Origin of the sequence: Mitsuaria sp. GD03876 (assembly GCF_029840635.1) — a bacterium.
In the GTDB taxonomy this organism is placed as follows: Bacteria; Pseudomonadota; Gammaproteobacteria; order Burkholderiales; family Burkholderiaceae_C; genus Roseateles.
Map to the genome: position 1 here is coordinate 14105 of NZ_JAOCCU010000035.1, position 25531 is coordinate 39635.

Annotated in this window: 22 protein-coding genes; 11 read left to right on the plus strand and 11 right to left on the minus strand. The window is 70.2% G+C overall.

Going from position 1 to position 25531, the window contains the following annotated elements; all coding sequences use genetic code 11:
* Positions 1-221 precede the first annotated feature (221 nt).
* The 7 genes from N5D62_RS20220 to N5D62_RS20250 all read left to right on the plus strand — a co-directional run bounded on the left by N5D62_RS20220 (position 222) and on the right by N5D62_RS20250 (position 7308).
* Positions 222-1436, plus strand: coding sequence for a substrate-binding domain-containing protein (locus tag N5D62_RS20220; RefSeq protein WP_279759690.1), 1215 nt, complete (start codon positions 222-224; stop codon positions 1434-1436).
* Between the two features lie 51 nt (positions 1437-1487).
* Entirely contained in the window at positions 1488-2729 is a 1242-nt protein-coding gene (locus tag N5D62_RS20225) for a PHB depolymerase family esterase (RefSeq protein ID WP_279759691.1), read from the plus strand.
* A 28-nt stretch (positions 2730-2757) separates the two neighbouring features.
* Complete coding sequence (locus tag N5D62_RS20230) at positions 2758-3513, plus strand: ABC transporter ATP-binding protein (protein ID WP_279759692.1); 756 nt, start codon at positions 2758-2760, stop codon at positions 3511-3513.
* Positions 3514-3620: 107 nt separating this feature from the next.
* Positions 3621-4373, plus strand: a complete 753-nt coding sequence (locus N5D62_RS20235) for an ABC transporter ATP-binding protein (RefSeq protein ID WP_279759693.1) — start codon at positions 3621-3623, stop codon at positions 4371-4373.
* Positions 4370-5377 (plus strand): branched-chain amino acid ABC transporter permease, encoded by a 1008-nt coding sequence (locus N5D62_RS20240; RefSeq protein WP_279759694.1) that lies wholly within the window; start codon positions 4370-4372, stop codon positions 5375-5377. The genes N5D62_RS20235 and N5D62_RS20240 overlap by 4 nt, the downstream gene beginning before the upstream one ends.
* A 21-nt stretch (positions 5378-5398) precedes the next feature.
* Positions 5399-6466, plus strand: coding sequence for a branched-chain amino acid ABC transporter permease (locus N5D62_RS20245; RefSeq protein WP_279759733.1), 1068 nt, complete (start codon positions 5399-5401; stop codon positions 6464-6466).
* Positions 6463-7308 (plus strand): alpha/beta hydrolase, encoded by an 846-nt coding sequence (locus N5D62_RS20250; protein WP_279759695.1) that lies wholly within the window; start codon positions 6463-6465, stop codon positions 7306-7308. The genes N5D62_RS20245 and N5D62_RS20250 overlap by 4 nt, the downstream gene beginning before the upstream one ends.
* A gap of 13 nt (positions 7309-7321) precedes the next feature.
* On the opposite strand, the gene N5D62_RS20255 is transcribed toward N5D62_RS20250, so the two are convergent.
* The 3 genes from N5D62_RS20255 to N5D62_RS20265 form a co-directional block, all read right to left on the minus strand.
* Positions 7322-7582: a hypothetical protein gene (locus N5D62_RS20255; protein WP_279759696.1), complete on the minus strand. Its 261-nt coding sequence runs from the start codon at positions 7580-7582 to the stop codon at positions 7322-7324.
* 1 nt (position 7583) lies between these two features.
* Complete coding sequence (locus N5D62_RS20260) at positions 7584-7802, minus strand: hypothetical protein (protein ID WP_279759697.1); 219 nt, start codon at positions 7800-7802, stop codon at positions 7584-7586.
* A 189-nt stretch (positions 7803-7991) separates the two neighbouring features.
* Entirely contained in the window at positions 7992-8513 is a 522-nt protein-coding gene (locus N5D62_RS20265) for a response regulator (protein WP_279759698.1), read from the minus strand.
* Positions 8514-8846: 333 nt separating this feature from the next.
* On the opposite strand from N5D62_RS20265, the gene uvrA reads away from it, so the two are divergent.
* Positions 8847-14483 (plus strand): excinuclease ABC subunit UvrA, encoded by a 5637-nt coding sequence (uvrA, locus tag N5D62_RS20270; RefSeq protein ID WP_279759699.1) that lies wholly within the window; start codon positions 8847-8849, stop codon positions 14481-14483.
* Between the two features lie 70 nt (positions 14484-14553).
* Here uvrA and N5D62_RS20275 read toward each other — a convergent pair whose 3' ends face one another.
* Positions 14554-14847, minus strand: coding sequence for a hypothetical protein (locus tag N5D62_RS20275; protein ID WP_279759700.1), 294 nt, complete (start codon positions 14845-14847; stop codon positions 14554-14556).
* 65 nt (positions 14848-14912) lie between these two features.
* Positions 14913-15557, minus strand: coding sequence for a hypothetical protein (locus N5D62_RS20280; RefSeq protein WP_279759701.1), 645 nt, complete (start codon positions 15555-15557; stop codon positions 14913-14915).
* Positions 15558-15772: 215 nt separating this feature from the next.
* Between N5D62_RS20280 and N5D62_RS20285 the strand changes: the two genes are divergently transcribed.
* A complete protein-coding gene (locus N5D62_RS20285) occupies positions 15773-18451 on the plus strand; it encodes a prolyl oligopeptidase family serine peptidase (protein ID WP_279759702.1) in 2679 nt (892 codons plus the stop codon).
* Between the two features lies 1 nt (position 18452).
* Here N5D62_RS20285 and N5D62_RS20290 read toward each other — a convergent pair whose 3' ends face one another.
* From N5D62_RS20290 to N5D62_RS20305, 4 genes are read right to left on the minus strand one after another with little or no spacing between them, the layout of a single operon-like run.
* Positions 18453-19952: a M48 family metalloprotease gene (locus tag N5D62_RS20290; protein WP_279759703.1), complete on the minus strand. Its 1500-nt coding sequence runs from the start codon at positions 19950-19952 to the stop codon at positions 18453-18455.
* 37 nt (positions 19953-19989) lie between these two features.
* Complete coding sequence (locus N5D62_RS20295) at positions 19990-20601, minus strand: UPF0149 family protein (RefSeq protein ID WP_279759704.1); 612 nt, start codon at positions 20599-20601, stop codon at positions 19990-19992.
* Between the two features lie 40 nt (positions 20602-20641).
* Positions 20642-20884 (minus strand): hypothetical protein, encoded by a 243-nt coding sequence (locus tag N5D62_RS20300; RefSeq protein ID WP_279759705.1) that lies wholly within the window; start codon positions 20882-20884, stop codon positions 20642-20644.
* Between the two features lie 6 nt (positions 20885-20890).
* The gene (locus N5D62_RS20305) at positions 20891-21805 is read right to left on the minus strand and encodes a DUF808 domain-containing protein (RefSeq protein ID WP_279759706.1); all 915 of its coding nucleotides are present in this window, start codon (positions 21803-21805) and stop codon (positions 20891-20893) included.
* Between the two features lie 113 nt (positions 21806-21918).
* On the opposite strand from N5D62_RS20305, the gene N5D62_RS20310 reads away from it, so the two are divergent.
* Together N5D62_RS20310 and N5D62_RS20315 are read left to right on the plus strand one after the other, a co-directional pair.
* On the plus strand, positions 21919-22401 hold the full coding sequence (locus N5D62_RS20310) for a thioredoxin family protein (RefSeq protein ID WP_279759707.1): 483 nt from the start codon (positions 21919-21921) through the stop codon (positions 22399-22401).
* Positions 22402-22627: 226 nt separating this feature from the next.
* On the plus strand, positions 22628-23458 hold the full coding sequence (locus tag N5D62_RS20315; protein ID WP_279759708.1) for a transposase: 831 nt from the start codon (positions 22628-22630) through the stop codon (positions 23456-23458).
* A gap of 6 nt (positions 23459-23464) precedes the next feature.
* On the opposite strand, the gene N5D62_RS20320 is transcribed toward N5D62_RS20315, so the two are convergent.
* Both N5D62_RS20320 and glmU read right to left on the minus strand, forming a co-directional pair.
* Complete coding sequence (locus tag N5D62_RS20320; RefSeq protein WP_279759709.1) at positions 23465-23941, minus strand: hypothetical protein; 477 nt, start codon at positions 23939-23941, stop codon at positions 23465-23467.
* Between the two features lie 194 nt (positions 23942-24135).
* Positions 24136-25509, minus strand: a complete 1374-nt coding sequence (gene glmU / locus N5D62_RS20325; protein WP_279759710.1) for a bifunctional UDP-N-acetylglucosamine diphosphorylase/glucosamine-1-phosphate N-acetyltransferase GlmU — start codon at positions 25507-25509, stop codon at positions 24136-24138.
* Positions 25510-25531: the final 22 nt, after the last annotated feature.

The following is a 25531-nucleotide window of genomic DNA, read 5'->3' on the forward strand; positions in this document are numbered from 1 at the left end:
GGACCCCAGACACTGACTGGAATCCGGACAGCCTTCCGTTCGCCACCGCACGCCGCTGTCTGGATCCCGGACAGCGGCGTCGTCGTTTCCGGCGGCTGGAGCGGTCCTTCGCGGCCGATCGGGCGCATGCCCCGCGGGTTCTCCCGGACGGCACGGCCCTTGCGAAGGAAGCGGGCCGAGACCGGCGTCCGACCGGTCCGATCCCCCAGGAGACACGACCCATGACCCATGGTTTCCTCCGCGCCGCGGCCGGCGCGGCGCTGGCGCTGACCGTCGCGCTGCCCGCCTCGCTGATCGCCGTCGCGCCCGCGCTGGCCCAGGGCAAGGACATCCGCATCGCGCATGTCTACAGCCGCACCGGCCCGCTCGAGGCCTACGGCAAGCAGACGCAGACCGGCTTCCTGATGGGCCTGGACTACGCCACCGGCGGCACCATGACCGTCGCGGGCCGCAAGCTGGTCGTCATCGAGAAGGACGACCAGGGCAAGCCCGATGTCGGCAAGAGTTTGCTGGCCGCCGCCTACGGCGACGACAAGGCCGACATCGCCGTCGGGCCCTCGTCGTCCGGCGTCGCGCTCGCGCTGCTGCCCGTCGCCGAGGAGTACAAGAAGATCCTGCTCGTCGAGCCCGCCGTCGCCGACTCCATCACCGGCGACAAGTGGAACAAATACATCTTCCGCACCGGCCGCAACAGCTCGCAGGACGCGATCTCCAACGCGGTCGCGCTGGACCGGCCCGGCACCGTGATCGCGACGCTGGCGCAGGACTATGCCTTCGGCCGGGACGGCGTGAAGGCGTTCAAGGACGCCATCAAGAAGGCCAAGGTCGTGCACGAGGAGTACCTGCCGACGACCACCACCGACTTCACCGCCGGCGCGCAGCGGCTGATCGACCGGCTCAAGGACCAGCCCGGCCGCAAGGTGATCTTCATCATCTGGGCCGGTGCCGGGAACCCGTTCAAGATCGCCGACCTCGACCTGAAGCGCCATGGCATCGAGATCGCCACCGGCGGCAACATCCTGCCCGCGATGGCCGCCTACAAGGCGCTGCCCGGCATGGAGGGCGCGACCTACTACTACTTCGGCATGCCGAAGAATCCGGTCAACGAGTGGCTGGTCGCCAATCACTACAAGCAGTTCAAGGCGCCGCCCGACTTCTTCACCGCCGGCGGCATGAGCGCGGCGATCGCCATCGTCGAGGCGCTCAAGAAGACCGGCGGCGACACGGCCACCAACACCCTCATCAAGGCGATGGAGGGCATGAGCTTCGAGACGCCCAAGGGGCGGATGACCTTCCGTCCCGAGGACCACCAGGCGCTGCAGTCGATGTACCACTTCAAGATCAAGGTCGATCCCGCCTTCGCCTGGGGCGTGCCGGAGTTGGTCCGCGAGATCAAGCCCGAGGAAATGACCATCCCGATCCGCAACAGACGTTGAGCCGCGCGGCAGCCGCCGCGGGCGATACGCCGCTCTTCAAGGAGGTTTCCGATGAAAACGAAGTCTTCCGTGGTGCGTTCCTTCGTCGCCGCCGCGGCGCTCGCCGCGGCGGGCCTGGCCCGCGCGGCCGTGCCGCTGCCGTCGCTCAACATCGACACGAGCGCGATCACCGTCTCCGGCCTGTCCTCCGGCGGCTTCATGGCCAACCAGCTCGGATACGCCTATTCATCGACATTCAAGGGCGTCGGCGTTTTCGCCGCCGGCCCCTACATGTGCGCCGGGCACAGCACCTACACGTCCTGCATGTACAACGCGACGATCTCGCCATCGATGCTCAGCACGATGCAGGCCGACCTCAACAACTGGAGCGGCACCGCGATCGACGCCAAGAGCAACGTCGCGGCGCAGAAGGTCTACCTGTTCGTCGGCACCAGCGACACCACCGTCGGCCCCAACCCGATGAACGCGGTGCAGACCCAGTACCTGAACAACGGCGTCACCGCCGCCAACCTCGAATACGTCCAGCGCAGCGGCACCGCCCATGTGCTGCCGACCGACTTCGACGCCACCGGCAACAACAGCTGCGGCACCAGCGCCTCGCCCTACATCGCCAACTGCGGCTATGACGGCGCCAAGGCGGTGCTCACCAAGCTCTACGGCACGCTGAACCCGCGCAACAACAGCCCGGCGGCCGCCAACTTCATCGAGTTCAACCAGGCCGAGTTCAGCACCAACCCCGGCCTGGCCGCCACCGGCTGGGCCTACGTGCCGGCCGACTGCGCCGCCGGCCAGGCCTGCAAGCTGCACGTCGCGCTGCACGGCTGCCAGCAGAACACCGCCACCATCGGCGACAAGTTCGTCCGCAACACCGGCTACGCCCGCTGGGCCGACACCAACCGCATCGTGGTGCTGTTCCCGCAGACGAAGGTGGACAACACCTCGCGCTCGACCGCCGCCAGCGGCCTGCTGCCCAATCCGAACGGCTGCTGGGACTGGATCGGCTGGTACGGCTCCAACTTCGCGCAGAAGGCCGGCGTGCAGGCCGCGGCGATCAAGGCGATGGTGGACCGCCTGGCCGGCGGCACGACCGGCAATCCCGGCGATCCCGGCACGCCGGCGACCTGCTTCACCGCGTCGAACTACGCGCACACGCTGGCCGGCCGCGCCTACGCGCTGTGGGGACTGACCTACGCCAACGGCTCCAACGACGCGATGGGCCTGTGGAACATCTACCTCACCACGACCTTGAAGCAGACCGCTCCGAACTACTACGTGATCGGGTCCTGCCCCTGACGGGGCCGGGCCGGGAGTCCTCCTTCGCATGCTCGAGACCCGCGACCTCACCGTCCGATTCGGCGGCCACACGGCGGTGGACCGCGTCAGCTGCGCCTTCCATCCGGGCACGCTGACCGCCATCGTCGGCCCCAACGGGGCCGGCAAGACGACCTACTTCAACCTGATCTCGGGCCAGCTCGGCGCGACCGCCGGCCGGGTGCTGCTCGACGGCGAGGACCTGACCCGGATGGCCGCGCCGCTGCGCACGCGGCGTGGCCTCGGTCGGGCCTTTCAGCTGACGCAGCTGTTCCCGACGCTCAGCGTGCTGGAGAACGTGCGGCTCGCGGTGCAGTCGCGCCGCGGCGAGGGCCTGCGGATGCTGTCGGTCTGGCTGCAGCACCGCGCGCTGATCGAGGAGGCGCATGCGATCGTCGAGCGGGTGCGCCTCGGCCACCGCGTCGACGCGCCGGCGGCGAGCCTGCCGCACGGCGACCAGCGCAAGCTGGAGGTCGCGATGCTGATCGCGCTGCGGCCCAAGGTCTACCTGTTCGACGAACCCACCGCCGGCATGAGCGTCGACGAGGTGCCGGTGATCCTCGACCTGATCCGCGCGCTCAAGGCCGAGGGCGCGCACACGATCCTGCTGGTCGAGCACAAGATGGACGTGGTGCGTGAGCTGGCCGATCGCATCGTCGTGCTGCACCAGGGGCAGCTCGTCGCGGACGGGGAGCCGGCCGCGGTGATCGCCTCGCCGGTGGTGCAGGGCGCCTACCTGGGCCTGGCGGTGCCGGAGGCGGCATGAGCGCTGCAATCGACACGACAACGCCGGCCGACGACCCCGGCCCTCACCCCCACCCTCTCCCGCAGCGCGGGAGAGGGCGCTGCGGGGGACCGGGTCCTGACGGGCAGATGGGCTCTGCGCCGCTGCTGCGGTTGGAGGGCCTGCACACCCACATCGGGGCGTATCACATCCTCCATGGGGTGGACCTGGCCGTGCCCGAGGGCGAGGTCACGATGCTGCTGGGCCGCAATGGCGCCGGCAAGACGACGACGCTGCGCACGGTGATGGGCCTGTGGCGGGCGAGCGCCGGCCGCGTGCTGCTGGACGGCCGGCCGATCCAGGCGCTGCCGACGCCGGAGATCGCGCGCGCCGACATCGCCTACGTGCCGGAGAACATGGGCATCTTCGGCGAGCTGACGGTGCGGGAGAACCTGCTGCTGGCGGCGCGCAAGGCGCGCTCCCTCGACGAGCTCGACACCGCGCGGCTGGACTGGCTGTTCGGCCTGTTCCCGGCGCTGCGCAAGTTCTGGCTGTACCCGGCCGGCAAGCTCAGCGGCGGCCAGAAGCAGATGCTGGCGATCGCGCGGGCGATGGTCGAGCCCCGCCGCCTGCTGCTGATCGACGAGCCGACCAAGGGCCTGGCGCCGGCGATCATCCGCAACCTGATCGAGGCGCTGACCGAGATCAAGCGCGGCCGCGACGGCGCGCGCGCGACGGTGCTGCTGGTGGAGCAGAACTTCATGGTGGCGAAGGCGCTGGGCGACGGCGTCGCGGTGATGGACGACGGCCGTGTCGCGCATGCCGGCCGCATGGCCGAGCTCGCCGAGGACGACGACTTGCAGCAGCGGCTGCTGGGCCTCTCGCTGGGAGCGCATCAATGAGCGGGGACGCGGTGCCGCAGGCGCGCTTCGACGCGATCCCGCTGCTGCTGATCGCCGTGCTCGCGCTGGCGGCGCTGCCGCTGGTGGGCTCGTTCTCGAGCTGGGCGACGCTGACCCTCGCCGGCCTGGCGATGGGGCTGATCGTCTTCGTCATCGCTTCCGGGCTGACGCTGGTCTTCGGCCTGATGGACGTGCTGAACTTCGGCCACGGCGTGTTCATCGCGCTGGGCGCCTTCGTCGCGACGACGGTGATGGGCGCGATGAACGCGTCCGGCGGCTTCGTGTCCAGCCCCTCGCTCGTCGCGAACCTCGCGGCGGTCGGTGTCGCGGCGCTGGCGGGCATCGTCGCGGCGGCCGCGCTCGGCCTGGTCTTCGAGCGCCTGCTGGTGCGCCCGGTCTACGGCATGCACCTCAAGCAGATCCTGATCACGATGGGCGGGATGATCATCGGCGAGGAGCTGATCAAGCTGGTCTGGGGCCCGCAGATGATCCCGCTGCCGCCGCCGGAATCGCTGCGCGGCGCGCTGGTGATCGGCGACGTGGCGGTCGAGAAGTTCCGGCTGCTGGCGGTCGTCGTGGGCCTGCTGGTCTTCGCCGGGCTGCTGTGGCTGCTCAACCGCACCAAGCTCGGCCTGCTGATCCGCGCCGGGGTGCAGGACCGCGAGATGGTCGAGAGCCTGGGCTACCGGATCCGGCGGCTGTTCGTCGCGGTGTTCGTCGCGGGCTCCGGGCTGGCCGGCCTGGGCGGCGTGCTGTGGGGGCTGTACCAGCAGAGCGTGATCCCGCAGATCGGCGCGCAGGTGAACACGCTGATCTTCATCGTCATCATCATCGGTGGGCTGGGCTCGACGCTGGGTTGCTTCGCCGGCGCGCTGCTGGTCGGGTTGATGGCCAACTACTGCGGCTTCCTGGCGCCCAAGGCGGCGCTGTTCTCCAACATCGGGCTGATGGTCGCGGTGCTGCTGTGGCGGCCGCAAGGCCTCTATCCGGTCGGCCAGCGATGACGGCGGGGACCTGACATGCGCCTGATCCGATCCCTGCTGTCCCATGACCTGCCGCGCAGCCGCGTGCTGGCCGCGCTGCTGGCGCTCACGGTGCTGGCCCTGGCGCTGGCGCCGTTCGTGTTCCCCGGCACCAAGGCGCTGAACGTCGCGGCCAAGATCCTCGTGTTCATCGTGCTCGTGGGCAGCTACGACCTGCTGCTGGGCTACACCGGCATCGTCAGCTTCGCCCACACGATGTTCTTCGGCATCGGCGCCTATGGCGTGGCGATCGCCAGTTCCCGAATGGAACCCGGCTTCGCGGCGCTGGCCGTCGGCATCGGCGGCGCGCTGGTGCTGTCGCTGCTGCTGGCGCTGGTGATCGGGCTGTTCTCGCTGCGGGTCAAGGCGATCTTCTTCGCGATGATCACGCTGGCCGTCGCCGCGGCCTTCCAGGGACTGGCCTCGCAGCTGTCGGACCTGACCGGCGGCGAGGACGGCCTCAACTTCCGGCTGCCGGCGCTGCTGTCGCCGTCGACCGAGTTCCTGGAGTCGCCCGTCCTGGGCGTCAGCATCGACGGGCGGCTGCTCTGTTACTACCTGCTGTTCGTCGTGACGGTGCTGCTGGTGCTGGCGCTGCTGCGCATCGTCAATTCGCCGTTCGGGCGCGTGCTGCAGGCGATCCGGGACAACGACTTCCGTGCCGAGGCGATCGGCTACCGGCTGGTGACCTACCGGACGCTGTCGACGCTGCTGGCGGCGGTGTTCGCCACGCTCGCGGGCGCGCTGCTGGCGATCTGGCTGCGCTACAACGGGCCGGACACCTCGCTGTCGTTCGAGATCATGTTGGACATCCTGCTGATCGTCGTCATCGGCGGCATGGGGACGATCTACGGCGCGGTGATCGGCAGCGCGCTGTTCGTGCTGGCGCAGAGCTACCTGCAGGACCTGATGCGGCTGGGCGCGACGGCGGTGGACGGCGTGCCGGTGCTGTCGGCGCTGATCGCGCCGGAGCGCTGGCTGCTGTGGCTGGGCGTGCTGTTCGTGCTGGCCGTCTATCACTTCCCGAACGGACTGGTCGGGCGCCTGCGGCAGGCGAGGAGGGGCACTTGAAGTCGACGTCGAACTACCTGCGCTGCGAGGGCCGCGAGATCCACTACCAGGCCTGGGGCGACCCGGCGGCCGAGCCGGTCATCGCCTGGCACGGCCTGGCGCGCACCGGCCGCGACATGGACGACCTGGCGGCGCACCTGGCGCAGTCGGGGCGCTACTTCGTGATCTGCCCGGACACGATCGGGCGGGGGCTGTCGCAATGGAGCCCGGATCCGGACCGGGAGTACTGCCTGGCCTTCTACGTGAGGCTGGCGGTGGCGCTGGTCGACCAGCTGGGGCTGAAGGCTTTCCACTGGGTGGGGACGTCGATGGGCGGCGCGATCGGGTTGCTGGCGGCGGCGACCTCGCTGCGCGGCCGGATCCGGCGGCTGGTGCTCAACGACATCGGGCCGGAACTCGCCCAGCCGGCGATCGAGCGCATCCGGGGTTATGCGGGCAACCCGTCGGCCTTCGACACGGTGACCGAGCTGGAGGGCTACCTCCGCCAGATTTACCAGCCCTACGGCTGGATGAGCGACGCGCAATGGCGGCGGCTGACGGAGACCTCGATGCGCCGCTTGCCCGACGGGCGGGTGACGCCGCACTACGACCCGGCGATGGTGCGCCAGTTCTTCGTCCACCCGGACGACTACAGGCGCTGGACCGAGTGGGACTCGCTGAGCCTGCCGGTGCTGTGCCTGCGCGGGGAATCGTCGGATCTGCTGCTGCCTGAGACCGCCGAGGCGATGCGCGTGCGCGGCCCGCGCGCGGAGGTCGTCACCGTGCCCGGCTGCGGCCACGCGCCGGCGCTGAACGTGCCGGCGCATTTCTCGCTGGTGGAGCGGTTTCTCGAGGGCAGCTGACCGGGCCGGCGCTTCATCGCTTGATCAGCCAGCCGAGGACGCCGCCGAATGCGGCGGTCAATGTGGATGTCGCCCACCAGCGGTCCGCCTCCTGTGCGCAGTCATTGCTCAAGATGAAGATGCTGAAGCCGACGAGCGACAGCAGGATCAGCACGCTCACAAAGAACAGCGACAGCTCTCGAGTGCGTCGGGAGCGCGCATCGGCAAGGGTCTCTCGCGGCCCGATCGCTGTCCTGAGTTCGTGGTTTTCCGGGAGATCGGTGGACTGCGGCATCTCAGTACCCCTCGATCTCATCGGTCAGCAGATCCTTGCGTCCCTGCTCGATGAATCCAAAGGCCGATCCCGCGCGAACCCGACGGCGGACTTCGAAGTACAAGCGGAGCGCGCGAAGTACAACCTGGGCGTCGGTGCGGTTGTCTTCCAACGCGACAAGGTGAATCTCCGTCTGCAAGCGCTCGCTGGGTTCGTACGACGGGATGGGGGACGTGTACATGCAGGACTCCGGGATCAGCACGCCCGGACATCGGGCGCGGACCGGCAGTGAAGCACGCGAGCCCCGCCGGAAGCCAGTGCCGCGAGGAGGGATTCCCGTCAGTTCTGCGCAAGGTCAACCGGACGTGAAAAAGCCGTCGCGCGGATACCGCAGCGACGGCCTGTTTTCCCGGCGGCGCCGGACGCGCCCTCAGTCGTTCAGTTGCGGCAAATCCAGCCAGCGCGCCAGCCGGCGGCGCAGCGTCAGGAAGTCCAGCGGCTTGGTCAGGTGCTCGTCCATGCCCGCCTTCAGGCTGTCGGCGACGTCGCTGTCCAGCGCGTGCGCCGTCAGCGCCAGGATCGGGAAACGCGGCAGACGGCCCTGCGCCTGCTGCTCGCGCAACCGGCGCGCGCATTCCAGGCCGTCCATGCCCGGCATCTGGATGTCCATCAGCACCAGGCTCGGCGCCGCGGCCTCGCACAGGTCCAGCGCTTCCTGGCCATTGCGCGCGAGCTGCGTCTTCAGGCCCATCAGCGCCAGGAACTCCAGCGCCACGACCTGGTTGATCGGGTTGTCCTCGACCAGCAGCACGAAGGGCTCGCCCGGTGCCGGGCGCTGGCCGGAGACGGCGGGATCGGCGATCGAAGGCCCGTGCGGCGGCTTCGCGGACGCGTCCGACGTCATCAAGACCAGCGTGGTCTCGGAAATGGGATGGCCGTCGTTTCTGTCCATGTCGCTTGTCGTCCCGGCGCGGATCGGGCCGGGTATTCCCTGAAAAACGTCGCCCGCCGTTCGGATCGAACTGGGCCGCTGTTGCTCGGCGACGACGGGGTCCATTGTTGCCGCAGCCATCGAAGACTAGCAAGTGTGCGGAAGTCATCGGTCGGAGGCCTTGACAGGAGGTATGCGAACGCTTCCTGAACGGTCTTCCGCTTTCATTTGCTTACTACTGTGTCGTCCCGGACGCAGGTCACACGTCCGGGCCGCTGCTGCCAATCCGTGGCATCGGCGCTCCCTAGAATGACCGCCCACTGCCTTTTCCAGGCTGCCCAGCCGACACCGCCAATGTCCGACGCCGATATCCGCATCCGCGGTGCCCGCCAGCACAACCTCAAGAACCTCGACCTGGACCTGCGCACCGGCGAGTTGACCGTGGTGACCGGCCCGAGCGGGTCGGGCAAGTCCAGCCTGGTGTTCGACACCCTCTATGCCGAGGGCCAGCGCCGCTACGTCGAGACCTTCTCCGCCTACGCCCGCCAGTTCCTGGACCGGATGGACAGACCGGCGGTCGACAAGGTCGACGGCGTGCCCCCGGCGATCGCGATCGACCAGACCAACCCGGTCCGCACCAGCCGCTCCACCGTCGGCACGATGACGGAGCTCAACGACCACCTGAAGCTGCTGTTCGCGCGCGGCGCCGACCTGTTCGACCGCGCGACCGCGCTGCCGGTGCGCCATGACACCCCGCAGACCATCCATGCCGAGCTGCTGGCCCGCACCGTCGACGGCGACCCGCGCCTGGTGCTGACCTTCCCGGTCGAGCTGCCGGAAACCGTCAGCGCCGGCGAGGTCGAGCAATGGCTGTCCGCCTCCGGCTTCACGCGGGTGCAGTCGGAGCGCGTCGTCAACGGCCGCAAGGTGCTGGACGTGGTCGCCGACCGCTTCCGCATGCAGGGCGTCGAGCAGGCGCGCGCGATGGAGGCGATCGAGCTGGCGCTCAAGCGCGGCAGCGGCCGCATGACGGTGTACGTGATGAGCGCGGAAGAGGGCGCCGAGCCGGCGCTGTGGCGCTACTCCACCGGCCTGCACTGCCCGGAGAGCGACATCCGCTACGCCGATCCGCAACCGCCGCTGTTCTCGTTCAACTCGGCGATGGGCGCCTGCGAGACCTGCCGCGGCTTCGGCCGCGTGATCGGCGTGGACCTGGGCCTGGTGATCCCCGACGAGCGCAAGACGCTGCGCGGCGGCGCGATCAAGCCGATGCAGACGCCGGCCTGGAAGGAATGCCAGGACGACCTGCTGAAGTACGCCGGCGACGCCGGCATCCCGCGCGACACCGCCTGGAACCAGATGACGCAGGCGCAGCGCGACTGGGTCATCGAGGGCAGCCCCAACTGGAACGGCAACTGGAACAAGCAGTGGTACGGCGTGCGCCGGTTCTTCGACTACCTGGAGAGCAAGGCCTACAAGATGCACATCCGGGTGCTGCTGTCCAAGTACCGCAGCTACACCGAGTGCCCGTCCTGCCGCGGCGCGCGCCTCAAGACCGAGGCGCTGCTGTGGCGCATCGGCGCCAAGGCGCTGGCCGACGCGGCGCTGCCGCCCGCGCAGCGCTTCCTGCCCGAGGGCGTGTCGTGGACCCGCGCGCAGCTCGAGGCGCTGCCCGGCCTGTCCGTGCATGACCTGATGCAGCTGCCGATCCATCGGCTGCGGCGCTTCATGGACGATCTCCAGTTGCCCGGCTCGATGCTCGACGAGGCGCTCAAGCTGCTGCTCGACGAGATCCGCAACCGCCTGAAGTACCTGGTCGACGTCGGCATCGGCTACCTGACGCTGGACCGCCAGAGCCGCACGCTGTCCGGCGGCGAGGTGCAGCGCATCAACCTGACGACGGCGCTGGGCACCTCGCTGGTCAACACGCTGTTCGTGCTGGACGAGCCCAGCATCGGGCTGCATCCGCGCGACATGAACCGCATCGTCCAGGCGATGCAGCGGCTGCGCGACGCGGGCAACACGCTGGTGGTCGTCGAGCACGACCCGGCGGTGATGCTGGCCGCGGACCGGCTCATCGACATGGGCCCGGGCCCGGGCCAGCAGGGCGGCCAGATCGTCTTCGACGGCACGCCCGAGCAGATCCGCGCCGCCGACACGCTGACCGGAGCCTACCTGGGCGCGCGCAAGCACGTGGGCATGGGCCTCAAGCGCGTGGTCGAGGAGAACACCCCGCGCCTGCTGCTGGAAGGCGCGCGCGAGCACAACCTCAAGAACGTCAGCGTCGAGTTCCCGCTGCAGCGCATGGTCGCGGTGACCGGCGTGTCGGGCTCGGGCAAGAGCACGCTGATGCAGGACGTGCTCTACCCGGCGCTGGCGCGCTGGTTCGGCCAGGCCACCGAGGCGCCGGGCGCGCACGACCGGCTGCTGGGCGCGGACTGGCTGGCCGACGCGGTCTTCGTCGACCAGTCGCCGATCGGCAAGACGGCGCGGTCCAACCCCGCCAGCTACGTCGGCGTGTTCGACGAGATCCGCAAGCGCTTCGCCGAGGCGCCGCTGGCCAAGGAGCGCAGCTACGGCGCCGGCATGTTCAGCTTCAACGCCGGCGACGGCCGCTGCCCGACCTGCGGCGGCTCGGGCTTCGAGCATGTCGAGATGCAGTTCCTGTCCGACGTCTACCTGCGCTGCCCGGACTGCGACGGCAAGCGCTTCCGGGCCGAGATCCTCGAGGTCAAGCTCGAACGCGCCGGCCGCCAGCTGAGCGTCTCCGACGTGCTGGAGCTGACGGTGGCCGAGGCCATCGGCGTCTTCGGCGCCGACCGCGAGGTGCTCAACAAGCTGCAGCCGCTGTCGGACGTCGGCCTGGACTACCTGACGCTGGGCCAGCCGGTGCCCACGCTGTCGGGCGGGGAGGCGCAGCGCCTGAAGCTGGCCGGCTACCTCGCCGAGGCGGCCTCCAAGCCGCGCCAGGCGACGGCGACCAAGGGCACGCTGTTCCTGTTCGACGAACCCACCACCGGGCTGCACTTCGACGACATCGCCAAGCTGATGCGCGCGATGCGCAAGCTGCTGTCGGCGGGGCACTCGCTGATCCTGATCGAGCACAACCTGGACGTGATCCGGGCCTCGGACTGGGTCATCGACCTCGGCCCCGAGGGCGGCGAGGACGGCGGCCTGGTCGTGGCCACCGGCACGCCGGAGCAGCTCAAGGACCACCCGACCTCGCACACCGCGCAGGCGCTGCGCGAGTACGCGCTGGAGATGGACCGCGCGCCGGTCAAGGTCGCCGAGGGCAAGCCGCTGCAGGCGCTGCTGCGCCAGCGCCGCCAGGCCGACGAGGCGATCCGCATCGTCAACGCGCGCGAGCACAACCTGAAGTCGGTCGACGTCAGCATCCCGCGCGGCAAGTTCAACGTCGTGACCGGCGTGTCGGGCTCGGGCAAGAGCACGCTGGCCTTCGACATCCTGTTCAACGAGGGCCAGCGCCGCTACCTCGAGTCGCTCAACGCCTATGCGCGCTCGATCGTGCAGCCGGCGGGGCGGCCCGAGGTCGACGCGGTCTGGGGCATCCCGCCCACCGTCGCGATCGAGCAGCGCCTGTCGCGCGGCGGCCGCAAGAGCACGGTCGCGACGACGACCGAGGTCTGGCACTTCCTGCGCCTGCTCTACGTGAAGCTGGGCGTGCAGCACTGCGCCAACGACGGCACGCCGGTGAAGCCGCAAAGCGTCGAGGCCATCGCCGCGCAGCTGCTGCGCGACTACCGGGGCAAGCACATCGGCCTGCTGGCGCCGCTGGTGGTCAACCGCAAGGGCGTCTACACCGACCTGGCGAAGTGGGCCAAGCAACGCGGCCACACCCACCTGCGGGTGGACGGCGAGTTCCTGTCGACGAGCCCCTGGCCGCGCCTGGACCGCTTCAAGGAACACAGCATCGAGTTGCCGGTCGGCGACATGGTCGTCGCGCCGGAGACCGAGGCCGAGCTGCGCGAGCTGCTGGCCAAGGCGCTCGACCACGGCAAGGGCGTGGTGCACGTGCTATCGCCGCTGGACGGGCTGCATGACGCGATCCGCAACGCCCGGCCGACGCGCGGCATCGGCGAGCTGCGGGTGTTCTCCACCAAGCGCGCCTGCCCGCAGTGCGGGACGAGTTATCCGGAGCTGGATCCGCGGCTGTTCAGCTACAACTCCAAGCACGGTTGGTGCACGACCTGCGTCGGCACCGGCCTGTCGCTGACGCGCGAGCAGCGCAAGGCGCTCGACGACAGCCAGCAGGACAAGGACAACCGCGGCCGCGAGCAGAGCTTCCCGGCCGAGGAGGCCGAGATCGAGGACCTGAGCGACGCGCCGTGCCCGGACTGCCACGGCACGCGGCTGAATCCGGTGGCGCGCGCGGTGAGCTTCGAGCACGAGACCATCGGGACGGTCGCGTCCTGGAGCGTGACCGAGGCCCGCCAGTGGATCGCCGGACTGACGCTGACCGGCCGCGACGCGGAGATCGCGCGCGACGTCGTCAGCGAGATCAAGGGCCGGCTGGAGTTCCTCGAGGAAGTCGGCCTGGGCTACCTGACGCTGGACCGCGCGGCGCCGACGCTCTCGGGCGGCGAGGCGCAGCGCATCCGGCTCGCGGCGCAGCTCGGTTCCAACCTGCAGGGCGTGTGCTACGTGCTGGACGAGCCGACCATCGGCCTGCATCCGCGCGACAACCAGATCCTGCTGAAGGCGCTGGCGACGCTGGGCGACAAGGGCAACACGCTGGTCGTCGTCGAGCATGACGAGGACACGATCCGGCGCGCCGATCACATCATCGACATCGGGCCGAGCGCCGGGAAACGCGGCGGCCGCGTGATCGCCGAGGGCACGGCGGCGGAGATCGCGAAGCACCCGGACTCGCTGACGGGCCGCTTCCTGTCGCGGCCGCTGGTGCACCCGCTCAAGGAGCGCCGCGAGATGCTCGACGACGCGCCCAGGCTCAAGGTGCTGGACGCGACGCTGCACAACCTGCGCGGCGTCACGGTGGACGTGCCGCTGCACCGGCTGGTGGCGATCACCGGGGTGTCGGGCTCGGGCAAGTCGACGCTGGCGCGCGACGTGCTGCTGGCCAACATGGCCGCGGCGGTGCCGCTGCGCCGCGCGCCGTCCAAGTGGATCGGCTGCGACGCGATCGAGGGCCACCAGCAGGTCGACCGGGTGCTGGAGGTCGACCAGACGCCGATCGGCAAGACGCCGCGCAGCTGCCCGGCGACCTACATCGGCTTCTGGGACGCGATCCGCAAGCTGTTCGCCGAGACGCTGGAATCGAAGGCGCGCGGCTACGCGCCGGCGCGGTTCAGCTTCAACACCGGCGAAGGCCGCTGCCCGGCCTGCGAAGGCCAGGGCATGCGCACCATCGCGATGAGCTTCCTGCCCGACGTGAAGGTGCTATGCGACCAGTGCCACGGGCAGCGCTTCAATCCGGAGACGCTGGCGGTGAGCTGGCGCGGCAAGAGCATCGGCGAGGTGCTGCAGATGGAGGTCGACGAGGCGGTGGAGTTCTTCGCCGCGATGACCTCGATCGCGCATCCGCTGAAGCTGCTGCAGGACGTGGGGCTCGGTTACCTGACGCTGGGCCAGCCCAGCCCGACGCTGTCCGGCGGCGAGGCGCAGCGGATCAAGCTGGTGTCGGAGCTGGTGAAGGTGCGCGACGACGTCACCCGCCGCGGCCAGAAGGCGCCGCACACGCTGTACGTGCTCGACGAGCCGACGGTGGGGCTGCACATGGCCGACGTCGAGAAGCTGATCCGCGTGCTGCACCGGTTGGTGGACGGCGGGCACAGCGTGGTCGTCATCGAACACGACCTCGACGTGATCGCCGAGGCGGACTGGGTGCTGGACCTCGGGCCGGAAGGCGGCTCGGCGGGCGGGCGCGTGGTCGCGCAAGGGCGGCCGGAAGCGCTGGTCGAGCTGGGCACGCACACGGGCAGGGCGCTGGCGCCGGTGCTGGCGCGGCGCTGAGCGCCAGGCAGGTCAGGCAGGAATGGAAACGGCCTCGCGAGAGGCCGTTGTCATCGGGGCGCCGGAACGCTCAATGCGGCTTGCGCCGCTGCCGCTGCTCGAAGTCGTCGCCGTGGTAGACGTTGCCGTCCCAGGTGCCGGAGCGGTGCTTGGCGCGGGCGATGGCGTCGAGCGCCGCATCGTGCGCCGCGCGGCGCCGGTCGCGTGAATTGAACCGGCCCTTCAGTCCGCCGCCGCCGGCCAGGAAACCGGGTTTCCTGATCCAGGCGCGCCACGCCATCTGGTGCCGGCGCGGCAAGGCCATGTCGATCGCGAGGAGCACGCAGATCAGCAGACCGAGAGCGGCGAGGACTTTGGCGAACATACGTCGGCGCTGTGGATCACGCCTTGCTGGCGTGTAAGCCGCCGACTATACGCGAGGCCCGGCGCTCAGTTGCCGCGATGGCCGTGCCCATGGCCCCGGTCGCCACCGCGATCCCCGCGGTCGCCGCCGCGGTCGCCACGGTCGCCGCGGTCGCCTCGTTCCCAGCCACCGCGATGGCCGTCGTGGCCACCGCCGCGGTGGTCGTCCCGGCGGTCGTCCCAGCGGCGGCCGTCCCAGCCGCCCCGGCGGTCGTCATGCCAGTCGCGCCGGCCGTCCCAGCGGCCATCCCAGTGGTCGCGGCGGGGCGGGTCCCAGCGCGGCGGCGGGGGCGGCGCGTAGACCGGCATCGGATGCACATGCGGGCGGCCGTAATAGGCCGGCGCGTAGGTCCGGGAGTACCAGTCCTCGCGGACGAAGTACACCGGCCGGCCGCAGGCGCGGTAGTAGCCGCAATGGCGCGCCCAGTAGCGGTAATGGTCCGGCGGCACGCGCAGGTACAGCGGCGGCGCGGGCTCATAGACGCGCTCGATCATCATCGGTTGGGCGTAGATGACGTCCGGACGGACGTTGCCCACGTCGATCCGGCCGTAGAAGCCCGGCTGCCCGACGCTGATGGACACGCCGACGTCGCCCGCGAAGGCCGCCGGCGCGGCGAGCGCGCCGGCCACGAGCGCCGCGGCGCCCAGGATGCGTTGGATCAGTTGCTTCATCGATCGCCTCTCTTCGCGGCCGTCCGGCGGCTGGCGCGGCCCGGTTCCCCCTGCCGGAGGTCATGGGCGGCCCGTCGGTTGACAGCAAGCCTAGGGAAAGTATGGACGGTTAACGCGCGCTTGACGGATTCGGTGGACGGCGCGGCGGTAAGCAGTTGTTGGCCCGATCCCTAGAATCCCGCGTCCCCGCCACCCGCGGGGCGTGGAGCAACGATTTGAAGCAATGGATCCTGACTTCCCTGGCGCTGGCGACCCTGGCGACGGGGCTGGGCGCCGGCGAACCCTCGCTGGCGCAGACGACGGCCGCCCCCGCCCCCGCCGTCGCCGTGGCCAACCGGCCGCTGACGCTGGAACAGCTGTTCCGCGCCGAGCCCTACCGCGGCGAGGCCGCCAAGGACGTGAAGTTCAGCGCGGGCGGCCGTTACGTCGCCTACCTGTGGAACCCGTTCGGCGAGCCCGGCAGCGACCTGTACGTGCATGACACGCAGACCGGCAAGACGGTGCGGCTGACCTCGCCGGCGCTGCTGGCGTCGGTGGAGACGCCGGAGAACCTGGACCGTTACGCGCGCAAGCTCAAGCAGAAGCGCGACGAACTGGCCGAGCGCCAGGCGCGCGAGGAGGCGCAGGCCGCCTACCTGCGCGGCGAGGCGGTGGACCTGGACCAGTGGGAGCGCAAGGCGATCGCCGAGCTCAAGGTCGAACTGGCCGACCGCAAGGCGCGCGACGAGGCCCGCAAGGCCGCCGAGAAGGCCGCCTGGGGCGACGCGCCAGCCGCGGCGGCCGCGCCGGCGTCGGGCGCCTCGGCCCCGGAGGCGAAGAAGCCGGCCAAGGATCCCAAGGACATGGCGCTGTGGGAGCTGCGCGACGAGCTCAAGAAAAAGCGCGAGCGCGAGAAGCTCAAGCCCGAGGACCTGTATCCCGGCGTGTCGCAGTTCGTCTGGGCGACCCGGAGCGACGAGCTGGTGCTGGCCTACCGCGGCCAGCTGCTGCGCTGGAAGGCCGGCGCCGAGCGCGCCGAGCCGCTGCTGTCGACGGGCCGCGCGCTCAAGCTGGTGGCGTACGCGCCGGACGACCAGTCGCTGGTCGTGCAGGACGAGACCCGCGTGCTGCGCGTGCGCCTGGCCACGGCCGGCATCGAGGTGATCAACCGCGAGCTGTTCAACCCGGACGACGAGGAGCGCAAGTTCCGCATCGCGCAGACGGCGATCAGCGAGGACGGCCGCTGGATGGCGCTGGTGGCCAACGCGCCGCTGGTCAACGCCGACGGCAAGCCGCTGCCCAAGCCGGGCCGGCAGGTCGAGATCATGAATTACAGCGACCGCTTCGCCACCGCGAAGAAGGTCGACCGCGAGGTCTCCGACGACAAGCGCGGCCTGCCGTCGATGGCGATCTACATCCGCAAGGTGCCGGCCAACGGCGCCGCGCCGGAGCGCCAGCCGCAGCCGGTGTTCACGCATCCGGGCGGCGATGCCTGGTTCGAGATCTCGCCGGTCGCGTGGGCGCGTGACGGCAGCCATTACGCGTTCACCACCTTCGAGCGCGAGAAGGACCTGTTCCGCGTCTACCTGGGCAAGCCCGGCGAGGCCAAGCCGGAGATGGTGCTCGAGCGCCGCGCGCCGATCCACCATGAGCTGGTCAACGTGATGACGCCGTCGTTCACGCCCGACGCGAAGCAACTGGTGCTGATCCTGGCCGACAACGGCTGGCGCCAGCCCTATGCGATGAGCCTGACCGCCGGCGCCGACCGCTCGGTGACGCCGCTGGTCAAGGGCGAGTTCGAGGCCTTCCAGGTGCTGGGCTTCACGCCGGATGCGAAGTCCATGTTCGTCGTGTCCAACAAGGACGACTACGCCGCGATGAACGTCTGGCGCGTCGAGCTCAAGGACGGGCGGATGACCGCGCTGGGCCGCTCGCCGGACTACCACCGCAATGCCGCGGTGGCCAGGAACGGCCAGTGGGCCGCGGCGGTCGCCGGCAACTGGGCCGAGCGTCCGGAGCTGAAGCTGCTCAAGGGCCAGCCGCCGGTCACCGGCGCCGAGCCGGGCAAGCTGCTGACGCAGAGCCACGACCCGGCCTGGGCGCAGGTCGACGTGCTGCGGCCGGAGCGCTTCAGCTTCAAGAACCGCCATGGCGACCTGATCCCGGCCTACGTCTTCAAGCCGCTGGGCTGGGCGCCGACCGACAAGCGCGCCGCCATCGTCTACACCTACGGCGGGCCGCTCAACGACCGCCACTCGGTCGAGACCGACAGCTTCCAGCCGACCGGCTACGTCTTCGCGATGTACATGGCGGCCAAGCATGGCTACGTCACGGTGACGGTGGACCCGCGCGGCCATTCCAACTACGGCGACAAGTTCGCCGACGCCAACTGGGAGAAGCCGGGCGCGCCGCAGACCGAGGACCTCGAGGACCTGGTCGCCTACATGAAGGCCAAGCTCGGCGTCGACGACCGGCGCGTCGGCCTGAACGGCTGGAGCTTCGGCGGCTTCCAGACCCAGTACGCGATGTACACCAAGCCCGACCTGTTCGCGGCCGGCATCGCGGGCGCGGGCCCGACGGAATGGGAGAACTACAACAGCTGGTACAGCGGCCGGACGATCGGCAAGGCCGACCGCTCCAAGCCGGTGCTGCGCAAGTACTCGCTGCTGCCGATGGCCCGGCAGCTGAAGCACCCGCTGCTGCTGGTGCACGGCATGCAGGACCCCAACGTGCTGTACCAGGACACCGTCAACGTGTACCGGGCGCTGCTGGAGTCAGGCAAGGAAGGGCTGGTCGAGCTGTTCCTGGACCCGGACGGGGAACACGCCCTCGGCGGCGCGGTGAAGCCGGTGGGCTGGCACCGCAAGTACGAGGCGTTCTGGCTGCAGCACCTCGGGGCGGCGCAGCAGAAGTGAGTCAGGGGGCGGCGACGACCGTCTTCACCCGCTCGCCGGCCTTGGGCGGCGTCTCGCCGCCGTAGCGGCCGTTGAGCAGCTTCAGCTGCGCCTCGGTCAGCACCGAGGTCTTCGCCATCTCGGCGAAACCGCCCGCCGGGAAGGACCGCAGCGCGACCTTCCACGGCTTGGCCAGCTTCCGGTCGTCGGCCGTCAGCGCGCGGAAGCTCTCTTCCGCCTGGACCAGCCCCGTGCGGCGCGCCTGCAGCGTCTGGCCGTCCTTGCCGGCGTGGACCAGCGCGTAGACGGTGCCCTTGGAACTCGTCACCAGCGTCAGCTCGGCATTGCCGCGCTGGCCCTGCGCATTGCGCCGGACACCGGCGAAGTGCGTGGCCTTGAGGCCGTTGATCGTCTTGGCGTCGGTGCGGCCCTGCTCGGCGCCCCAGGCTTTCAGGATCTCGTCGTGCGACGTGCCCGCCTTCGGCGGCACCTGCTGCAGGATCAGCGCCGCGTCGCGTTGCGGGCTCATCACCGTCAGCGCGTCGTTGCCGTTCTGCAGCGACCAGCCCGCCGGCGCCGTCAGCGCGAAGTCCAGCGCCGGATGCACGAACTGCTGCCCGCGCACCAGCCCCTGCGACGGGCTGTCGCCGAAGACCATGCCGTCGACCGCCTGCAGGAAGGCGCCGCGGTTCTCGTCCACCGGCTGGCCGCCGGTCAGTTGCGCCGCCTCGTCGCGGATGCGCTGCAGCCGCTGCTCGTTGCTCGGGTGCGAGGCCAGCCAGTTGTTGCCGCTCGGCGCCTGGCGGCCCTGCGCCCGCGCCTGGTCGGCGGCGAACTGCTCCTGGTCCTTCAGCACCTGGATCACGTCGACCATGTGCTTCGGGTCGTAGCGGTTGCGCGCCAGGTACTCGGCGCCGAGCTGGTCGGCCTGCAGCTCCTGCTCGCGGCTGTAGGACGCGATGTAGCCCGCCGCGGCGTTCTGCGAGACCTGTCCCGCGATGTCCGTCGCGCCGCTGACGCCGCGCGACTCCAGCACCGCGCCCAGCACCGTGGCCGCCAGCACGCCCAGGCCGGCGTTCTGCTGCCGCGTCGCGCGCTGCGCGCCGTGGCGCGCGGTGACGTGGCCGATCTCGTGGCCCATCACGCCGGCCAGGTCGGCCTCGTTCTCCATGTACGCGAGGATGCCGCGAGTGACGTACACATACCCGCCGGGCAGCGCGAAGGCGTTCACCTCGGGGCTGTCGAGCACGGTGAAATGCCACTCGAGCTCGGCCCGGTGCGACTGCGCCGCCAGCTTGTGGCCCAGCGCCGAGACATAGGCCTGCAGCTTCGCGTCGTCGACGACCGAATACTCCTTGAGCACGTCCTGATGCGCCTGGCGGCCGGCCTCGACCTCCTGCTGCAGGCTCATCGCGCTGCGCTCGGCGCGGCCGGTGACCGGGTTGACGACGTTGGTGCCGCAGCCGGCGACCGCCAGCAGCGTGGCGGCGGCCAGGGCCGCCAGCGGGAACTTGCGCTTCATCGGAGGAGGGGAGCGTTCAAGGGGATCGGGCGCGGGCTCAGCCCGCCTGCTCGCGCAGCGTCCACAGCGTCAGCACGCCTTCGGGCACCTCGCGGCTGAGCGCGTCGCGCCAGTGCAGGTCGGTCAGCTTCTCCTGGTCCTCGGCGCTGAGCTGGCTCTCGTCGCCGCCCAGCAGCGCGATCGGCGCCAGCGCCGCCGCCGTCTTGACGTGCTCGAACAGCGGCGACCACGCCTCGCCGTCCTGGTCCACGCCGATCATGAAACCGGTGCACCAGTCCTCGGCGTCGACCAGCTGCTGCTCGCCGTCCTCGGCGACGCTGAAGATCGGCTCCCACTCGTCCTGCTTCGAGGTCCACTGCACCGCCAGGCTGTGCACGTGGCGCAGCAGCAGCAACGCGATCTTCTTGCGCTGCTTGCCGCTGGGGAACGGGTCGCCGCCGCCCCACACCGGGCTCATCCAGTCGGCGCCGGCCTTGTCGGACAGCGGGACCGGGCTCAGCAGCTGCGCGCTGAGGTAGCCGTCGATCGCCTCGATGTTCATCGCGGCGTCGCTGTCGAGCTCGGACAGGAAGTCGTCCAGGTCCGACAGCTCGTCGTCGGTCAGCGGGGTGTATTGCGCCTTGTCGGGCTGGTACTGCGGAAAGTCCATGTCGGGTCCTGCGGATGCGGGCGGTCGGGGGTCGGTCGGGTCAGCCGTGCCGGCCGTGGCGGCTCTTGGGCTTGCGGCCGTCCATGTCGGTCAGCTGGGTCTTGAGCAGCGCCATCAGCACGCGGGCGTTGGCCTCGGTCATGACCAGCAGCGTGCTGGGCTCGAGGCCCTCGACCGGCTCGCGTTCCTTGACGAGGGCGTCCACCTTGAAGGTCACCAGGCCGCTGGTGCTCGAGTTGGACGCGGCCTTGAACTTCTGGACTTCGATGTGATGCGTCTTCATGGGGCGTCATTCTCGGCGATGCCGCAGGCGCTGGATACCGGTCACCACGGCGACGACCACGATGCCCGCCCCGATGCCGACGATCGCGTCGCCCAGCATGCCCGCGACCGAGGCCGCGAAGCCGCTCAGGTGCAGGCCCTCGACCGCGTGCTGGATCGCGTGGTGCAGCACCGGCGCGCCGTGCGTCAGGATGCCGCCGCCGACCAGGAACATCGCCACGGTGCCGGCCACCGACAGCGCCTTCATCAGCCATGGCGCCAGCCACAGCAGGCCGCGGCCCAGCGCCTGCTGCCAGGCGGCGGCCTTGCGGCTGAGCCACAGGCCGGCGTCGTCCAGCTTCACGATGCCGGCCACCAGGCCGTACACGCCGATCGTCATCAGGATCGCGATGCCCGACAGCACCAGCAGCCGCGTCGTGAACGACGCGTCGGCGACGGTGCCCAGCGTGATCGCGATGATCTCGGCGGAGAGGATGAAGTCGGTCCGGATGGCGCCCTTGACCTTGTCGCGCTCGAGCGCGGCGAGGTCGATCGCCGGGTCCTTCACCGCCTCGAGCAGGGCGGCCTCGTGGGCCTTGTCCTCGGGGCCGTGCAGCCACTTGTGGGCGAGCTTCTCGACGCCCTCGAAGCACAGGTAGGCGCCGCCCACCATCAGCAGCGGCGTGACCAGCCAGGGCGCCCAGGCGCTGATCGCCAGCGCGGCCGGCACCAGGATGGCCTTGTTGACCATCGAGCCCTTGAACACGCCCCAGACGACCGGCAGCTCGCGGTCGGCGCTGACGCCGGTGACCTGCTGCGCGTTCAGCGCCAGGTCGTCGCCGAGCACGCCCGACGTCTTCTTGGCGGCCATCTTGGAGAGCAGGGCCACGTCGTCCAGGACGGTGGTGATGTCGTCGAGCAGTGCGAGCAGGCTGGAGGCCATGGCGGAGGAGTCCCGTTCCCTGAGGGTGATGATTTGTGCGAAACCCGCCTTTGTACCCGAAGCCAGCCCTGTCCTCCGTCATGGTTTCGTCGCCGGTGGCACACTCGCGCGTCATGAAACGCCGCACCGCCTCCCTCCTGCTCGCCGCCGCGTTCGCCGCGGTGTCCGCCACCCCGGCCCTGGCCGCCGACGCCGCTCCCGGCGCCGGCCCGTACGACGAGCAGGCCGACGCCCGCGCCGACATCAACAACGCCGTCGCCCGCGCCGCCAAGGAAGGCAAGCAGGTGCTGGTGGTCTACGGCGCCAACTGGTGCAAGGACTGCCTGGCGCTGAACCGCGGCTTCGGCCAGGGCCACCTGGGCACCTCGGTCGACAAGCGCTTCGTGACGGTGAAGGTCAACGTCGGCCGCTTCGACCGCAACGTCGACGTCGCCAACCAGATGGGCGTCACGCTGAAGAAAGGCATCCCGACGGTGGCCGTGCTCGGCACCGACGGCCAGGTGCTCGGCACCACCAAGGGCGGCGAACTCGCCGACGCCCGCAACATGGGCGAGGACGCCGTGATGCAGGTGCTGGAGTCGCTCGGCAAGAGCTGAACGCCCGCGGCGACCGGCCCGGGCCGCAGATCGATGCGTAGGCATGGATTCGGGTCGCCGGGGTTCCAGGTTTTGCTGTTGAGGACTGACCCCCGATAGCCCTTCGGCTATCGCCGGGACCGAGGTCCGAACGGACGCCCCGCGATCAGGGGTCAAGTCTTGCGCCCGACGCCGAAACCGGCTTCGGGCGCTTGTCTTTTGTGCGGTCATCGCCTAGTTATTGGGCATGGCCAGGCCCCTACGCATCGAGTTCCCCGGCGCCGTCTATCACGTCGCGACGCGCGGCGACGCGTCGGTGTTCGCCGACGACGACGATCGCCAGGCGATGCTGGCGCTGATCCAGCAGGCGGCCGAGCGCTTCGACGCCCAGGTGCTCGCCTACGGGCTGGGGCGCGACCATTACGAGCTGCTGCTGTTCACGCGGCAAGCCAACCTCTCCCGGCTGATGCGCCACCTGAACGGCGTCTACACCCAGGCGCACAACCGCCGGCATGGGCAGATCGGGCATGTGTTCCAGGGACGCTTCAAGGCGGTGCTGGTGGACCGGGAGCATCTGCTGCTGGACGCCTGCCGCTACGTGGAATTGATCGGGCGGCGCGCCGGGCTGGCGTCGTCGCCGGCGAGCTGGCGCTGGAGCAGCCTGCAGGCGCACGCCGGACTGGTGCCGGCGCCGGCGTGGCTGGAGGTCGACGGGCTGTGGACGAACGTGCTGGGTCGCGTGCCGCAGAACACCGCGGATCGCCGGAAAGCGGCGCAGCGGTATCAGGCGATCGTGGAATCGGAGCCGGATCTCGACATCTGGGGGCAGCTGCGGCAGCAGATCTTCCTGGGCGACGCGGCTTTCGTGCAACGCACGGTGCGCCAGAGCGAACGGCCGGCGAGGACGCCACGTCCGCGGCGCTGGGGCGACTGGCTCAAGGCCAGTGGCAGTCGCGAGGAGGCGCTGTATCGCGCCCATACCGAAGGCGGGCAGTCGATGACCGAACTCGCCCGGGAACTGGGTCTGTCGGTATCACGCGTGAGCCGGCTCATTGCCGGCCATGAAAGGCAGCGCTAAGCCGCCTTAATGCAGCGCCCGCGCGGGAGCGGCGGGACACGCGGCGATCGATTCGTTGGACTCGGCGGCCTCGTTCCAGGCGGCGGTCGTGAGTTCGCGCGCGGCGCCCAGTTGGTGGCAGAGCTCGGCGACACCCAGGCCATCGGCCTCGCCCTCGGGCAGCGGCATCGCCGACACCTCGCCCGGCAGGTCCGCCAGCGCGCCCAGCAGCTGGAACAGCAGTTCCAGGTCAGGCGCCGCTTCCGGCGACTGCTGCTGACGCGCCAGCCCCAGGCTGCGGCACAGGTAGAAGCAGGCTTCCGCCGCCTGGTCGCACATCGCGTGCGACAGCGCCAACTGCTCCAGCGCCTCGGCCCGGGCCGCCTGGGCGGCCGGTGCGTCCGAGCGGTCCGCCAACGCGTCCAGCGCGGCGGACGCCGGCGGGACGGCGATCGCGTCGTCGTCCTGGGGCAGCAGCGGGGCAGCGGTCTTGGAGTTCGCCATATCAGTTCAGCTGGGGAACAGCGGGTCAGCCGGTCAACGGGTCGGATGCTAGGCAAGGTCCGGCAAACGCGCCTCCCATGGCTCGGGGGGAGCATCCACCGGTTCGGTGCCAAAGCCGCCGACCCCGTGAACTTGTCACGATTCGTGACACGAATTGGCTGAGCTTACGGCGTTTCCTGACCGTTTTGGGTGAATCACTTCACCTTCTTGGGACGGCTCCAGCCGGAAATCACGGTTTGTCGGCCTCGCGCCACAGCCAACTGGCCCGGCGCGACGTCCTTGGTGATCGTCGAGCCGCCGCCGATGGTGGCGCCGTCGCCCAGCGTGACCGGCGCGACCAGCACGCAGTTCGACCCCACGTGCACGTCCGCGCCGATGGTGGTGCGGAACTTGTTGGCGCCGTCGTAGTTGGCGGTGATGCTGCCGGCGCCGTAGTTGACCCGCTCGCCGACGGTGGCGTCGCCCAGGTAGGCCAGGTGGTTCGCCTTGGCGCCCTTGGCCAGCGTCGAGTTCTTCACCTCGACGAAGTTGCCGATGTGGACCTCCGCGCCCAGCTGCGCGCCCGGGCGCAGCCGCGCGAACGGGCCGATCAGCGCGCCTTCGCCGACGCTGGCGCCGGCGGCCTCGCCGTCGATGTGGGTGAACTCGTGGATGCGCGCGTTCGCGCCGATCGTCGCGTTGCGGATCACGCAGTTGGCGCCGACGCGCACGCCGTCGCCCAGCGTGACCTCGCCCTCGAAGACGCAGTTGACGTCGATCTCGACGTCCTTGCCGCACTGCAGCGTGCCGCGCAGGTCGAAGCGGGCCGGATCGGCCAGCCGCACGCCGGCGGTCATCAGCGACTCGGCCTGGACGAGCTGGAAGCGCCGCTCCAGCTGCGCCAGCTGCGACGGGCTGTTCACGCCGAGCACCTCGGTCTCGTCGGCCGTCTTCACGCCGACGACCGCCACGCCCTCGGCCACCGCCATCGCCACGATGTCGGTCAGGTAGTACTCGCCCTGGGCGTTGTTGTTGTCGAGCTGGCCGACCCAGCGCTTCAGCGCCTCGGTCGGGGCGGCCATGATGCCGGTGTAGCACTCGCGGATGGCCCGCTGCGCGTCGCTGGCGTCCTTGTGCTCGACGATGGCCTTCACCTGCTCGCCGTCGCGCACGATGCGGCCGTAGCCGGTCGGGTCGGCGTATTCGATGGTCAGCAGCACCAGCCGCTCGCCGCCGCAGGCCTCGACCAGCGCGCGGGTCGTCGCGGTGCTGATCAACGGGGTGTCGCCGCTCAGGATCAGCGTGGTGCCGCCGGCGCCCAGCGCGGGGACGGTCTGCTGGATCGCGTGGCCGGTGCCCAGCTGCGGCTCCTGGCGGACGAAGCGCACGCCCTCGCCGGCGAGGGCCGCCTCGACCTGGTCGGCGCCGTGGCCGGTGATGACGATGCGGGCATCGGCGTCCAGCGCCGCGGTGTTGCCCAGCACGTGCTTGAGCAGCGCGCGCCCGGCCAGCTTGTGCAGCACCTTGGGCAGGCTGGACTTCATGCGGGTGCCCTTGCCCGCGGCCATGACGACGATGTTCAGCGACATATGAAAAATCGCGGTTCCCTGT

Bases quoted from the DNA above. Each gene is read 5' to 3' on its own strand.
- N5D62_RS20235 (WP_279759693.1), top strand. From the start codon at position 3,621: ATGGGCTCTGCGCCGCTGCTGCGGTTGGAGGGCCTGCACACCCACATC.
- N5D62_RS20220 (WP_279759690.1), top strand. From the start codon at position 222: ATGACCCATGGTTTCCTCCGCGCCGCGGCCGGCGCGGCGCTGGCGCTG.
- N5D62_RS20280 (WP_279759701.1), bottom strand. From the start codon at position 15,557: ATGAAGCAACTGATCCAACGCATCCTGGGCGCCGCGGCGCTCGTGGCC.
- N5D62_RS20320 (WP_279759709.1), bottom strand. From the start codon at position 23,941: ATGGCGAACTCCAAGACCGCTGCCCCGCTGCTGCCCCAGGACGACGAC.
- N5D62_RS20290 (WP_279759703.1), bottom strand. From the start codon at position 19,952: ATGAAGCGCAAGTTCCCGCTGGCGGCCCTGGCCGCCGCCACGCTGCTG.
- N5D62_RS20265 (WP_279759698.1), bottom strand. From the start codon at position 8,513: ATGGACAGAAACGACGGCCATCCCATTTCCGAGACCACGCTGGTCTTG.
- N5D62_RS20310 (WP_279759707.1), top strand. From the start codon at position 21,919: ATGAAACGCCGCACCGCCTCCCTCCTGCTCGCCGCCGCGTTCGCCGCG.
- N5D62_RS20225 (WP_279759691.1), top strand. From the start codon at position 1,488: ATGAAAACGAAGTCTTCCGTGGTGCGTTCCTTCGTCGCCGCCGCGGCG.
- N5D62_RS20315 (WP_279759708.1), top strand. From the start codon at position 22,628: ATGGCCAGGCCCCTACGCATCGAGTTCCCCGGCGCCGTCTATCACGTC.
- glmU (WP_279759710.1), bottom strand. From the start codon at position 25,509: ATGTCGCTGAACATCGTCGTCATGGCCGCGGGCAAGGGCACCCGCATG.
- N5D62_RS20305 (WP_279759706.1), bottom strand. From the start codon at position 21,805: ATGGCCTCCAGCCTGCTCGCACTGCTCGACGACATCACCACCGTCCTG.
- N5D62_RS20275 (WP_279759700.1), bottom strand. From the start codon at position 14,847: ATGTTCGCCAAAGTCCTCGCCGCTCTCGGTCTGCTGATCTGCGTGCTC.
- N5D62_RS20240 (WP_279759694.1), top strand. From the start codon at position 4,370: ATGAGCGGGGACGCGGTGCCGCAGGCGCGCTTCGACGCGATCCCGCTG.
- N5D62_RS20255 (WP_279759696.1), bottom strand. From the start codon at position 7,582: ATGCCGCAGTCCACCGATCTCCCGGAAAACCACGAACTCAGGACAGCG.
- N5D62_RS20295 (WP_279759704.1), bottom strand. From the start codon at position 20,601: ATGGACTTTCCGCAGTACCAGCCCGACAAGGCGCAATACACCCCGCTG.
- N5D62_RS20260 (WP_279759697.1), bottom strand. From the start codon at position 7,802: ATGTACACGTCCCCCATCCCGTCGTACGAACCCAGCGAGCGCTTGCAG.
- N5D62_RS20230 (WP_279759692.1), top strand. From the start codon at position 2,758: ATGCTCGAGACCCGCGACCTCACCGTCCGATTCGGCGGCCACACGGCG.
- N5D62_RS20300 (WP_279759705.1), bottom strand. From the start codon at position 20,884: ATGAAGACGCATCACATCGAAGTCCAGAAGTTCAAGGCCGCGTCCAAC.
- uvrA (WP_279759699.1), top strand. From the start codon at position 8,847: ATGTCCGACGCCGATATCCGCATCCGCGGTGCCCGCCAGCACAACCTC.